The organism is Pseudomonas sp. FP1742 (genome assembly GCF_030687145.1).
Taxonomy (GTDB): domain Bacteria; phylum Pseudomonadota; class Gammaproteobacteria; order Pseudomonadales; family Pseudomonadaceae; genus Aquipseudomonas; species Aquipseudomonas frederiksbergensis_D.
This window is the reverse complement of record NZ_CP117460.1, coordinates 2,328,228-2,341,079: the sequence shown is the minus strand read 5'-3', so window position 1 is coordinate 2,341,079 and position 12,852 is coordinate 2,328,228. Positions and strand designations below refer to the sequence as shown.

At 58.5% G+C, this 12,852-nt stretch carries 12 protein-coding genes; 4 read left to right on the top strand and 8 right to left on the bottom strand.

Features of this window, described 5'->3' with window-relative positions:
• Nucleotides 1–4: 4 nt before the first annotated feature.
• The 3 genes from nuoN to PSH64_RS10405 all read left to right on the top strand — a co-directional run bounded on the left by nuoN (nucleotide 5) and on the right by PSH64_RS10405 (nucleotide 2,426).
• On the top strand, nucleotides 5–1,468 hold the full coding sequence (nuoN, locus tag PSH64_RS10415; RefSeq protein ID WP_105343958.1) for an NADH-quinone oxidoreductase subunit NuoN: 1,464 nt from the start codon (nucleotides 5–7) through the stop codon (nucleotides 1,466–1,468).
• Nucleotides 1,469–1,771: 303 nt separating this feature from the next.
• On the top strand, nucleotides 1,772–2,122 hold the full coding sequence (locus PSH64_RS10410; RefSeq protein WP_305481134.1) for a toxin: 351 nt from the start codon (nucleotides 1,772–1,774) through the stop codon (nucleotides 2,120–2,122).
• Complete coding sequence (locus PSH64_RS10405) at nucleotides 2,112–2,426, top strand: DNA-binding transcriptional regulator (protein WP_030130910.1); 315 nt, start codon at nucleotides 2,112–2,114, stop codon at nucleotides 2,424–2,426. Before PSH64_RS10410 ends, PSH64_RS10405 begins: the two co-directional genes overlap by 11 nt.
• A gap of 246 nt (nucleotides 2,427–2,672) precedes the next feature.
• On the opposite strand, the gene PSH64_RS10400 is transcribed toward PSH64_RS10405, so the two are convergent.
• From PSH64_RS10400 to PSH64_RS10370, 7 genes are all read right to left on the bottom strand, one after another.
• Nucleotides 2,673–2,873 (bottom strand): co-regulatory protein PtrA N-terminal domain-containing protein, encoded by a 201-nt coding sequence (locus tag PSH64_RS10400; RefSeq protein ID WP_305480604.1) that lies wholly within the window; start codon nucleotides 2,871–2,873, stop codon nucleotides 2,673–2,675.
• A 216-nt stretch (nucleotides 2,874–3,089) separates the two neighbouring features.
• Nucleotides 3,090–4,832 (bottom strand): ABC transporter substrate-binding protein, encoded by a 1,743-nt coding sequence (locus PSH64_RS10395; RefSeq protein ID WP_105343962.1) that lies wholly within the window; start codon nucleotides 4,830–4,832, stop codon nucleotides 3,090–3,092.
• A 47-nt stretch (nucleotides 4,833–4,879) separates the two neighbouring features.
• A complete protein-coding gene (locus PSH64_RS10390; protein WP_105343964.1) occupies nucleotides 4,880–5,152 on the bottom strand; it encodes a DUF2160 domain-containing protein in 273 nt (90 codons plus the stop codon).
• Nucleotides 5,153–5,162: 10 nt separating this feature from the next.
• Entirely contained in the window at nucleotides 5,163–5,963 is an 801-nt protein-coding gene (locus PSH64_RS10385) for a carbohydrate ABC transporter permease (RefSeq protein ID WP_105343966.1), read from the bottom strand.
• Between the two features lie 8 nt (nucleotides 5,964–5,971).
• Nucleotides 5,972–6,838, bottom strand: a complete 867-nt coding sequence (locus PSH64_RS10380; RefSeq protein WP_018925488.1) for a carbohydrate ABC transporter permease — start codon at nucleotides 6,836–6,838, stop codon at nucleotides 5,972–5,974.
• On the bottom strand, nucleotides 6,835–7,932 hold the full coding sequence (locus PSH64_RS10375; protein ID WP_019648454.1) for an ABC transporter ATP-binding protein: 1,098 nt from the start codon (nucleotides 7,930–7,932) through the stop codon (nucleotides 6,835–6,837). The genes PSH64_RS10380 and PSH64_RS10375 overlap by 4 nt, the downstream gene beginning before the upstream one ends.
• Entirely contained in the window at nucleotides 7,932–9,026 is a 1,095-nt protein-coding gene (locus PSH64_RS10370) for an ABC transporter ATP-binding protein (protein ID WP_018925486.1), read from the bottom strand. The genes PSH64_RS10375 and PSH64_RS10370 overlap by 1 nt, the downstream gene beginning before the upstream one ends.
• Nucleotides 9,027–9,365: 339 nt before the next feature.
• On the opposite strand from PSH64_RS10370, the gene PSH64_RS10365 reads away from it, so the two are divergent.
• Complete coding sequence (locus tag PSH64_RS10365) at nucleotides 9,366–11,243, top strand: sigma-54-dependent Fis family transcriptional regulator (protein WP_305480603.1); 1,878 nt, start codon at nucleotides 9,366–9,368, stop codon at nucleotides 11,241–11,243.
• 218 nt (nucleotides 11,244–11,461) lie between these two features.
• On the opposite strand, the gene cysS is transcribed toward PSH64_RS10365, so the two are convergent.
• Nucleotides 11,462–12,844: a cysteine--tRNA ligase gene (cysS, locus tag PSH64_RS10360; protein WP_105343972.1), complete on the bottom strand. Its 1,383-nt coding sequence runs from the start codon at nucleotides 12,842–12,844 to the stop codon at nucleotides 11,462–11,464.
• Nucleotides 12,845–12,852 lie beyond the last annotated feature (8 nt).

The following is a 12,852-nucleotide window of genomic DNA, read 5'->3' as shown; positions in this document are numbered from 1 at the left end:
CGCTATGGAATTCACGACTCAACACTTTATCGCGCTTGCGCCGTTGTTGATCACCAGCGCCACGATCATCGTGGTGATGCTGGCTATCGCGTGGCGCCGCAACCACTCACAGACCTTCCTGCTGTCGGTGGCAGGTCTTAACCTGGCCTTGCTGTCGATCCTGCCAGCCCTGAAAGTCGCGCCGCTGGCCGTGACTCCATTGCTGCAGATCGACACCTTCGCCTGCCTGTACATGGCGCTGATCCTGGTCGCCACCCTCGCCTGTGTAACCCTCGCCCACGCCTACCTGGGCGATGGCGGTTCGGGCTACCCGGGCAACCGTGAAGAACTTTACCTGCTGATCCTGATGGCCGCCGCCGGTGGCCTGGTGCTGGTCAGCGCGCAGCACCTGGCCGGGTTGTTCGTCGGTCTGGAACTGCTCTCGGTACCGGTCTACGGCCTGGTGGCTTACGCCTTCTTCAACAAGCGCTCGCTGGAAGCCGGCATCAAGTACATGGTGCTGTCGGCTGCCGGTTCCGCGTTCCTGTTGTTCGGCATGGCCCTGCTCTACGCCGACGCCGGCAGCCTGAGCTTCAACGGCATCGGTCAGGCCCTGGCGGCCACCGGCATGCCAAGTTCTCTGGCTCAACTGGGCCTGGGTATGATGCTGATCGGCCTGGCGTTCAAGCTGTCGCTGGTACCGTTCCACCTCTGGACCCCGGACGTTTACGAAGGGGCTCCGGCACCGGTGGCTGCGTTCCTGGCTACCGCCTCGAAAGTTGCTGTGTTCGCGGTGATGGTGCGTCTGTTCCAGATCTCGCCGGCCGCCAGCAGTGGTGTGCTGAGCAACGTACTGACCATCATCGCCATTGCGTCGATCCTGTTCGGTAACCTGCTGGCACTGACCCAGAGCAACCTCAAGCGTCTGCTGGGTTACTCGTCCATCGCTCACTTCGGTTACCTGCTCATCGCTCTGGTGGCGAGTAAGGGTCTGGCCGTGGAAGCCATCGGCGTGTACCTGGTCACCTACGTGATCACCAGCCTCGGCGCGTTCGGTGTGATCACCCTGATGTCCTCGCCGTACAACGGTCGTGACGCGGACGCCCTGTACGAATACCGTGGCCTGTTCTGGCGCCGTCCGTACCTGACCGCCGTCCTGACCGTGATGATGCTGTCCCTGGCCGGTATCCCGCTGACCGCGGGTTTCATCGGCAAGTTCTACATCATCGCCACCGGCGTCGAGTCGCACCAATGGTGGCTGGTCGGTTCCCTGGTACTGGGCAGCGCCATCGGCGTCTTCTACTACCTGCGTGTCATGGTCACCCTGTACCTGATGGAACCGAACCTGCGTCGCCACGATGCGCAACTGCACTGGGAACAACGTGCAGGCGGTGTGATGCTGCTGGCGATTGCCGTACTGGCGTTCTTCCTCGGCCTGTACCCACAACCGCTGCTGAACCTGGTTCAACAGTCTGGGTTGGCGGGTTGATCGCGTAGCGTTACTCGGTAGAAAACAGAAACGGCACCTTCGGGTGCCGTTTTTGCGTTTGGGGGACAAGATCAAAAGATCGCAGCCTTCGGCAGCTACAGGGTATTGCGTACGCTTTTGACCCTTATTGTTTGCCCCCTTCCTCCCAGATATCCAGAATCGCCTTCCGGGTGAATCAGCCGCATCCTACATCCCGATCCTGCCTTCGACTTTAACGTAATGACTTGACCGAATTGGGCAGGAACAGAAGCCTTGACCTATTCGATTCTTGTGATAGAAATATACGCAGGTAACGTACAGAACATGGACGCTCTTTTTATCGAATTACCCGTATTTCAAAAGCATCGAAGTGACTACCTGGATGATGATCTGTATCACCGGTTCCAGCAGGAGCTGCTGCAAAACCCGGAAGCGGGAGATGTCATCGAAGGCACCGGAGGTCTACGCAAAATTCGAGTGGTGGATGAGCGACGAAACAAGGGCAAGCGCGGTGGGCTGAGGGTGATTTATTACTGGTGGTCCGGTTTCGACCAATTCTGGTTCTTTACCTTGTATGGCAAAAACGAGCAGGACGATCTGACGCCACAACAGAAAAAACTGCTTAAAGAAATGCTTTATCGAGAAATCAAAGCGAGAACGAGCGATGAAACGTGACATTTTTTCCGAGCTGGTAGAGGGGTTTGAAGCCTTGGCCGATGAGCGCCAAGGTAAAGTCACTCTACGCACGCATAAAGTAAAACTGGCCAAACTGGCTCCGATTACGGCAGAGGAAGTGGTTGGCATCCGCCAGCAACTGAATCTCTCCCGGCCAGTGTTTGCGATGTACTTGCGCACCAACACCCGGACGCTGGAGAACTGGGAGCAAGGACGGGCGAAACCTAATGCTCAGGCGACAACGCTGATCCGGCTGGTTGAGCGCTTTCCGGAGACGGTTCAACAACTGGCGGCGCTGACCTGAATGCTTGCGGCGTTTTCAATGACGCCATCGCGAGCAGGCTTGCTCCCACAGGGCACCACGTTCTGTCAAAAAGAATGCGGTTCAATGTGGGAGCCTGCTCGCGAAGGGGCCGGCCCGTCCACATCTTCATGGATGTAGGTGGAGGTCCTCTGTGCTCTCACGCTCATATCCAATACCTTCAAATCCGGGCTCAAAAAAAAGCCCACCATCGGCATTCGATGACGGGCTAGTTCCAGTGCGACACGCTTACAAGTCTTTGGTTTTTTCATCCTTCTTTTCATTCAGTACGACGGGGCCACGCGCCTGTTCCTTCGCGACAAACAACTCCACCGAGCGGTCGTTGGCCACCATCATTTTCTCGAAAGCTCTGTCGCCGCCGCCTTCAGCCATGACCAGAGAAGACATCACCAACACCGCTGCAAACGCACTCAGTTGTGCAAGTTTCATGTTTGATTCCTCGTTTAATTAACTAACGAGGTCAAGGTAACAATCCGAACCTTTCATGACGGTGGCGCGCAAATTACATATCCGTCATGTGGCTGCCACTCTGTTGAATCAGGGCAAATAACAAATGTGGGAGCGGGCTTGCCCGCGATGGCGGTGGAACAGGCACACAGTAAAACGGCACCTTACGGTGCCGTTAGCGTTTCACATTACCGACGATTACTTACGCGCATCCGCCCACGATTTCAGCAGTTCGTTGTAGCTCACGGTTTCACCCTTGGGCTTCTCGTTGGCCAGTTTCGGCTTCGGTGCGCCCGGTTGGTCGAACCAGTATTGCGCGTCGCGTTCGGCGTTCATTTTCGGCGCGCAAGTGGCCTGGGCCTTGGAACGTTCCAGACGGGTCATGATCGCGTCCTGATCCTTGGCCAGACCATCGAGCGCCTGTTGCGGGGTTTTCTCGCCGCTGGCGGCTTCGGCGATGTGGCTCCACCACAACTGCGCCAGACGCGGATAGTCCGGTACGTTGGTGCCGGTCGGGGTCCATTGCACCCGCGCCGGGCTGCGATAGAACTCGACCAGGCCACCGAGCTTCGGCGCCAGGTCGGTCATGGCTTGCGAGTTGATGTCCGACTCGCGGATCGGCGTCAGGCCGACGATGGTTTTCTTCAGCGACACGGTTTTCGAGGTCACGAACTGCGCGTACAGCCAGGCCGCGAGTTTCTGTTTCTCAGGCGTGGACTTCATGAACGTCCAGGAACCCACGTCCTGATACCCCAGCTTCATGCCCTCTTCCCAGTACGGTCCTCTCGGCGACGGCGCCATGCGCCACTTCGGCGTACCGTCGGCATTCACCACCGGCAGCCCCGGTTTGGTCATGTCGGCGGTGAACGCGGTGTACCAGAAAATCTGCTGGGCAATATTGCCCTGGGACGGCACCGGCCCGGATTCGGAGAAGGTCATGCCCGCCGCTTCCGGTGGCGCGTATTTCTTCAGCCAGTCGACGTATTTGGTGGTGGCAAAAACCGCTGCCGGGCCGTTGGTATCGCCTCCGCGGGTTACGCTGGAGCCGACCGGATGACAGTCTTCGACACGAATGCCCCACTCATCCACCGGCAAACCATTGGGCAAGCCCTTGTCACCGCCGCCGGCCATGGAGAACCAGGCATCGGTAAAGCGCCAGCCCAGGGACGGGTCTTTCTTGCCGTAGTCCATGTGCCCGTAGACCCGCTTGCCGTCGATTTCCTTGACGTCTTCGCTGAAGAATTTGGCGATGTCTTCATAGGCAGACCAGTTCACCGGCACGCCCAGTTCATAGCCATACTTTTCCTTGAACTTGGCTTTCAGCTCCGGGCGCTCGAACCAGTCGGCGCGGAACCAGTAGAGGTTGGCGAACTGTTGATCGGGCAATTGATAGAGCTTGCCATCGGGCGCGGTGGTGAAGGAGGTGCCGATGAAGTCCTTGATGTCGAGGGTCGGCGAGGTGAAGTTTTTACCTTCATTGGCCATCAGGTCGGTAATGGCTTCGGTCTTGCCGTAACGGAAATGGGTGCCGATCAGGTCCGAGTCGTTGACCCAGCCGTCATAGATGCTCTTGTCCGACTGCATCACGGTCTGCAGCTTTTCCACCACATCGCCTTCTTGCAGCAGGTCGTGGGTAACTTTGATGCCGGTGATCTCGGTGAAGGCCTTGGCCAGCACCTTGGACTCGTATTCATGGGTGGTCAGGGTTTCCGAGACAACCTTGATGTCCATCCCGCGAAACGGTTCGGCCGCCTTGATGAACCACTTCAATTCCGCGAGTTGCTGATCGGCCGTCAGGGTGGACGGTTTGAACTCGCTGCCGATCCACTTTTTCGCAGCGTCTTCGTAGGCATCAGCCCACGCCGATGCGCTCAAACCGCTGAGTGCCAGCATGGCTGCCAATGAAATGCTATGTCGCAGCTTATTGTTTTTGTCGAACATAGAGACCTCCTGTTTAGGTTTTGGAGCACGATTGCCGAGCGATTCGACTAGCCCCAACGCATCACAGCCAACAGCCACACCAGGGACAACGCGAACGCTATCCAGATGCTCCAGTCGGTGACGCCGATTACCAGCAAATGCAGGTAGGCGCTGCCGAGAAGACCGATAAACAAGCGATCGCCACGGGTGGTGGCAATCGGCAGAAAACCTTTTCGAAGAATGCTTGGCGAACGCAACTCCCAGGTCGTCATGCCCACCAGGATCAAGGCGATGACGCCGAAGAACGCCGCCGTCGGGCCGGTCCAACTCATCCATTCCATCATCAGTTCCTCATACCCGGCCCAGGGCAAAGCCCTTGGCCACATGGTTGCGAACAAACCAGATCACCAGCATGCCCGGCAGGATGGTCAACACCCCCGCTGCCGCCAGCACGCCCCAGTCGATGCCAGACGCCGAGACCGTACGGGTCATCACCGCGGCGATGGGCTTGGCGTTGACCGAAGTCAGCGTCCGCGCCAGCAGCAGTTCGACCCAAGAAAACATGAAGCAGAAAAACGCCGTGACACCGATCCCGGAACCGATCAGCGGGACGAAAATCTTCACGAAGAACTTGGGAAAGCTGTAGCCGTCGATGTAGGCCGTTTCGTCGATTTCCTTGGGGACACCAGACATGAAGCCCTCAAGAATCCACACCGCCAGCGGCACGTTAAACAGACAGTGAGCCAACGCCACCGCGATGTGTGTGTCGAATAACCCGATCGAGGAATACAGCTGGAAGAACGGCAGCAGGAACACCGCCGGCGGTGCCATACGGTTGGTCAGCAGCCAGAAAAACAGGTGCTTGTCACCGAGAAAGCGGTAACGGGAAAACGCATAGGCCGCTGGCAACGCCACGGTCAGGGAAATGATCGTGTTCATGCTGACGTAGTACGCCGAGTTGAGGTAGCCGGTGTACCAGCTCGGGTCGGTGAAGATCACCTTGTAGTTGGCGAAGGTAAAATCCTGGGGAAACAGCGTCAGGCCGCCGAGGATTTCGGTGTTGCTCTTGAAGGACATGTTCAACAGCCAGTAAATCGGCACCAGCAGGAACAGGATGTAGATCAGCAGCGGGATCAACTTTCTCTTGCTCATGGCGGGCCTCACCGATTGGCGTCAGAGTGAGTCATGGCGGTGTAGAACAGCCACGACACCAACAGGATGATCAGGAAGTACACCAGCGAGAAAGCTGCCGCCGGGCCCAGATCGAATTGGCCTACGGCCATTTGGGTCAAGGTCTGACTCAAGAAGGTCGTGGCATTGCCCGGACCGCCACCGGTCAGCACGAACGGCTCGGTGTAGATCATGAAACTGTCCATGAACCGCAGCATCACCGCGATCAGCAGCACGCTCTTGAGCTTGGGCAACTGGATGTGTCGGAACACCGCCCAGGCCGACGCCCGATCGATCCGCGCCGCCTGGTAGTACACGTCCGGAATCGCCCGCAGACCGGAGAAACACAACAACGCCACCAGCGACGTCCAGTGCCACACATCCATCACCAGTACCGTGACCCAGGCATCCATGGTGTTGGCCGCATAGTTGTAGCTGATGCCCATGCCGTTGAGGCTCGACCCGAGCAGGCCGATATCGGCGCGACCGAAGATCTGCCAGATGGTGCCGACCACGTTCCACGGAATCAGCAGCGGAATCGCCAGAATGATCAGCACCACCGACGACCAGCGGCCCTTGATCGGCATGGTCAGGGCGATGGCGATGCCCAACGGGATTTCGATCAATAACACGCAGCCGGAATAGATGAACTGACGCAGCAAAGACGCATGCAGGCGTGGATCGAGCAGCACCTGCTTGTACCAGTCGGCGCCGACGAAGTAGCGGCTGGACTGGTCGAAGATGTCCTGCACCGAGTAGTTGACCACGGTCATCATCGGGATCACCGCACTGAATGCCACCAGCAGGAACACCGGCAGCACCAGCCACCAGGCCTTGTTGTTCTGCACCTTGTTCATGGCAGCACCTCCAGCAGGTAATCATCGGCATAGACCATCAACCACTGGGCCGGAAAACTGATGTACGCCGTGCCATCGGGCACCGGTTTGTCTTCGGCCAGGCGTACTTTCAGCAGAACGCCGTCGAGGTTCAGGGTCATGATCTTGTAGGTGCCCAGGTCTTCGACGTGTACGACCTTTGCCTGCATCGCGTCATCAAAGGATTCTTCCCACACATGAACGAACTCAGGACGGATGCCGACCTTCAGGGTTTTCCATTCGGTGTCGGCGATTCGTTTCTGCATCGCTTCGGACAACGGCAAGTGGGTACCGGCAAAACCGACACCGCCGGGTTGCGGTTGAACCTCGATCAGGTTCATCCCCGGGCTGCCGATGAAATAACCGACAAAGGTGTGGCTCGGCCGCTCGAACAATTCCCGTGGCGTACCGAACTGCACGATCTGCCCGCCATACATCACTGCGATTTTGTCGGCGAAGGTGGAAGCTTCGAGCTGATCGTGGGTGACGTAGACCATGGTGATGTTGAACTGCTCGTGGATCTGCTTGAGCTTGCGTCGCAGCTTCCACTTCAGGTGCGGGTCGATCACCGTCAGCGGTTCATCGAACAGGATCGCCGACACGTCATCACGCACCAGCCCACGGCCCATGGAGACTTTCTGTTTTTCATCGGCGGTGAGGTTGCGCGCCTTCTTGTGCAGCAATGCCTGAAGGTCGAGGACTTCGGCTATTTCATGCACCTTGCTGTAGATTTTCGCTTCGACCATGCCCTGATTGCGCAGCGGGAAGGCCAGGTTATCGAACACCGTCATGGTGTCGTAGACCACCGGGAACTGGAAAACCTGGGCGATGTTGCGCTTTTCCGGGGTCAGTTCGTTGACCACTTTACTGTCGAACAACACCTGGCCCTGGGACGGACTGAGCAACCCGGAAATGATGTTGAGCAAGGTCGACTTGCCGCACCCCGAAGGCCCGAGCAGCGCATAGGCGCCGCCCTGCTCCCAGACGTGGTCCATTTCGCGGATCGCGTAATCCTCGGGGCCGGCCGGTGTGTGGGTATAGCTGTGGGCAAGGTTCTGCAATCGGATTTCGGCCATCAGGCAACCCTCGCAATGCGGCGACCGGGCGCCTGGACCAGCCGCCCCTGCATATCGAACACAAACAGTTTATGGGTCGGTATATAGATGCGAATCGGCGCATCGACGTCGTATTCGTGCACCCCCGGCAGGTGCAGCACCAACAGGAAATACTCGTTGCGCACGTGCAGGAAGGTTTCCGAACCGCTGATCTCGGCCACCTCGACGGTCACCGCTAGCTCCAGGTCATCGTCGTTGCTCGGCACCAGCGAGATGTGGCTGGGGCGCACGCCGAAACGGAACTCGCCCTCGCCCACCGGGCGCAGATCGACGTTCAACGGAAAGTGCACGAAATTGGCGAAACTGACTTCGTTGCCGGCAATGCGCCCCGGCATCAGGTTGATCGGTGGCTCGGAGAACAACTCCGCCGCCAACACGGTTTGCGGCTGGTGATAGACCTCGGAGGATTTGCCGCTCTGAATCACCCGACCTTCGTGAAGAATCGTCGTGGTGCCGCCCAGCGCCAGGGCTTCGTTGGGTTCGGTGGTGGCGTAAATCGCGATGGTATTGCGCGCCTTGAACAACTCGCGCATTTCCTGGCGCAGCTCCTCGCGCAGCTTGTAGTCGAGGTTGACCAGCGGCTCGTCGAACAGAATCAGCTCGGCGTCCTTGACCAGCGCCCGGGCCATGGCCGTGCGCTGTTGCTGGCCGCCGGAGAGCTCCAACGGATGGCGCTGGAGGAATTTCTCGATGCGCAGCATCTTCGCGGTTTCCAGCACCTTGCTCTGGATCAGCTCATTGGCAACGCCGCCCTGACGCAGCGGCGAGGCGATGTTCTCGAACACCGTCATGGTCGGGTAATTGATGAATTGCTGATAGACCATCGACACGTTACGTAAACGCACCGGACGTTGGGTGACGTCGACGCCGTTCATCAGGATGCGGCCGCTGTCGGGCTTGTCCAGACCGGCCATCAGGCGCATGAGGCTGGTTTTGCCGGACAGCGTGCGACCGAGCAAAACGTTGAACGATCCGGGTTCGAAATTAAGGCACGCATCGTCGATCCAGGTCTGGCCTTCGATGGTGCGGCTGACGTGTTCCAGGATTAGTGACATGGCTCGGCCTTTTTTTATTTTTTGAGTCAAGCGACCGGAGCACTACAGCGACATTCGTGCCAGAAATCTCAAGCGTTTGATCCGACTCGAAATTCCATCAAAAGAGATTGAAACCGCGTTCGTTGCTGAACAGAAATGAACAATCACGACTGAACAATTGAACAATTTGCTGGTTGACAATGAACAATAGTGAACAACACTCTGTGGGAGCGGGCTTGCTCGCGAATGCGGACTGTCAGCCACATCATTGGTGTTTGACAGTCCGCATTCGCGAGCAAGCCCGCTCCCACATGCAATCCCATAACAACAATAAAAATGCTGTTTCAGAGGCTGACTGCCATGGCCGCACCTGCCCCGCCGCTCTCCCACGACGCCATCATCCAGGACTCCTGGTCACGCTGCCGTGCGTTCGGGCTTAATCATCAGAGTGCTCCGGCGTTCGACCAACTGCCGGCCGATGGCATCGCCCAATTGCTGGAGAGCCAGCATTCCCTGGTGCAGACCACCCATCAGGAAGTCCTGCCGTATTACGAAAACATCCTCAGCAACTCCAATTGCCTGATCATGCTCGCCGACAATCACGGCCAGGTGCTGACGTCGTGGGGTACCCAGCGTTTCATCGAGCCGAGCCTGACCCGCGGTTTCAGCGCAGGCGCCAGTTGGATGGAGCATTGCAGCGGGACCAATGCGATCGGCACCGCGTTGGCCTGCGAGCAGGCCGTGCATATCGAGCACGATGAGCATTTTCTCAAGGCCAACCGCTTCATGACCGGTTCCGCCGCACCGATTTTCGATGCCGAGCGCAAGGTGATCGCAGTGCTGGATGTGTCCAGCGACAGCTACCTGCCGCCGTCCCACACCTTGGGCATGGTCAAGATGATGAGCCAGACCGTGGAGAACCGGCTGATCCTCAACCTGTTCCACGGCCAGCATTTTCAACTGACCTTCAACACCGGCTTGAACAACCTCGACAGCCAATGGGCCGGGCTGTTGATCTTCGACGAGACCGGTCAGGTGCTGTCGGCCAATCGCCGGGCCGATAATCTGCTGGGCATCAACCTGTCGCGGGTCAGCGTCGAAAGCCTGTTCAAAGTCTCGTTGATGGAACTGCTGAATCAGCCGGACGGCCTGCCGTTTTCCCTGCAGGCCTCGGGACGCAACCGTTTCCAGTGCGTGTTGAAGCGACCTAAACAAGTGCCGATTCAAGCCAGGCTGTTTTCTCAAATAAAGAGTTCTGAAACAAAGGGTGCTGAACCCAAGAGCGCCGAACCCACCGTGGCAGTGCCTACCGCGATCAGCCTCAACACCCTGCACTTTGGCGACAGCCGCGTGGAAAAAGCCGTGCGCCAGGCCGAACGCCTGCTGGAAAAAGACATTCCGCTGCTAATCCACGGAGAAACCGGGGTCGGCAAGGAAGTCTTCGTCAAAGCCCTGCATCAGGCCAGTTCACGCCGCAAACAGCCGTTCATTGCCGTGAACTGTGCAGCGATCCCCGCCGAACTGGTGGAATCCGAATTATTTGGCTATGAGAAAGGTGCGTTCACTGGCGCCAATCAGAAAGGCAGCATCGGGCTGATCCGCAAGGCCGATAAAGGCACGCTGTTCCTCGATGAAATCGGCGACATGCCACTGCCAACCCAGGCCCGGCTACTTCGGGTGTTGCAAGAACGCTGCGTGCAACCGGTGGGCAGCAGCGAGTTGTTCCCGGTGGACATTCGGATCATTTCGGCGACTAACCGCTTGTTGCGCGAACAGGTTCAGTTGGGGCGGTTTCGTGAGGATTTGTATTACCGCATCGGTGGCCTGACCCTGGAGTTGCCGCCACTACGGGAACGCGGCGATAAGGAAGCGCTGTTCAAACGGCTGTGGGAACAGCACCGCGAACCGAGTCAATGGGCTGGCTTGAGCCGTGAAGTGATGGAGTTGTTCAGTCGTCATCCGTGGCCGGGGAATTTGCGCCAGGTCAGCAGCGTGATGCAGGTGGCGCTGGCCATGGCCGAGGAACAGCCCGTCAAGCCTGAGCATTTGCCGGATGATTTTTTTGTCGATCTGGAGATGGAGCCGGTGGATGCGCCAGAGCCGATAGTGGTTGATTTGAATGACGCCGAGGCATTGAATCGGCAGTTGCAGGCGGCTGGAGGAAATATTTCGCACTTGGCGCGGCGGTTGGGGGTTAGTCGCAATACCCTTTACAAGCGGTTGCGCCAGGTTGAGTGACGAGTGAGCCGCACTGGCGGCGTTCGGCTTGAGACCTTCGCGAGCAAGCCCGCTCCCACATTTGATCTTCGGTGTGATGGGGTTTTGTGTACGATGCAAATCCAATGTGGGAGCGGGCTTGCTCGCGAAGGCGTCAGCCGGGGCAACGCCGCACTTGCGTCCAACCAAAAAAACAAAACCCGCACAAGGCGGGTTCTGTTTTGTAGCCAATCAAGCGATCAATCAGCCAATCGCCAGGTCGTGCCGCCCTTGCCGTCTTCCAGCACCACGCCCATGGCGGTGAGCTGGTCGCGGATGCGGTCGGATTCGGCCCAGTCCTTGTTGGCACGAGCGGTCAGGCGCGCCTGGATCAGAGCATCGACCTCAGCCGCATCGACCCGCCCTTCGGCACCGGCCTGCAGGAAGTCATCGGCCTCAAGCTGCAACACGCCCAGCACGCTGGCCAGTTCCTTCAAGCGCGCCGCCAGACCGGCCGCCGCATCCAGATCGCTCTCGCGCAGACGGTTGATCTCGCGCACCATCTCGAACAGCACCGCGCAGGCTTCCGGCGTGCCGAAGTCGTCGTTCATCACTTGGGTGAAACGCTCGACGAAGGCTTCGCCGCCAGCAGGTGCCACTTTCGGCAGGCCTTTCAACGCATGGTAGAAACGCTCGAGGGCGCCCTTGGCGTCCTTGAGGTTGTCTTCCGAATAGTTGATCGCGCTGCGGTAGTGGCTCGACACCAGCAGGTAACGCACGACTTCCGGGTGGTACTTGTCGAGCACGTCGCGAATGGTGAAGAAGTTGTTCAAGGACTTGGACATCTTCTCGCCATTGATGCGAATCATGCCGCAGTGCATCCACGCGTTGGCGTAGGTCTTGCCGGTGGCCGCCTCGCTCTGGGCGATTTCGTTTTCGTGGTGCGGGAACTCGAGGTCGCTGCCGCCGCCATGAATGTCGAAAGTCTCGCCCAGGCAGCAGGTGGACATCACCGAGCATTCGATGTGCCAGCCCGGACGCCCGGCGCCCCACGGCGACTCCCAGCTCGGCTCGCCCGGCTTGGCGGCTTTCCACAGCACGAAGTCCAGCGGGTCCTGCTTGGACTCGTCGACTTCGATCCGCGCGCCGATGCGCAGGTCTTCGATTTTCTTGCGCGACAACTTGCCGTAGCCCATGAACTTGGCGACGCGGTAGTACACGTCGCCATTGCCCGGTGCGTAGGCGTAGCCCTTGTCGATCAGGGTCTGGATCATCGCGTGCATGCCCGGGATGTGATCCGTGGCACGCGGCTCCATGTCCGGCTTTTTGATGTTCAGGCGCGCTTCATCTTCGTGCATCGCCGCGATCATGCGCTCGGTCAAGGCCTCGAACGACTCGCCGTTCTCGTTGGCCCGATTGATGATCTTGTCGTCGATGTCGGTGATGTTGCGCACGTAGGTCAGGTCGTAACCGCTGAACCGCAACCAGCGGGTCACCAGGTCGAACGCGACCATGCTGCGGCCGTGGCCCAGGTGGCAGTAGTCATATACGGTCATCCCGCAGACGTACATGCGCACCTTGTTGCCATCCAGCGGCTTGAAGACTTCTTTGCTCTTGGTGAGCGTGTTGTAGATCGTAAGCACGACAGTTC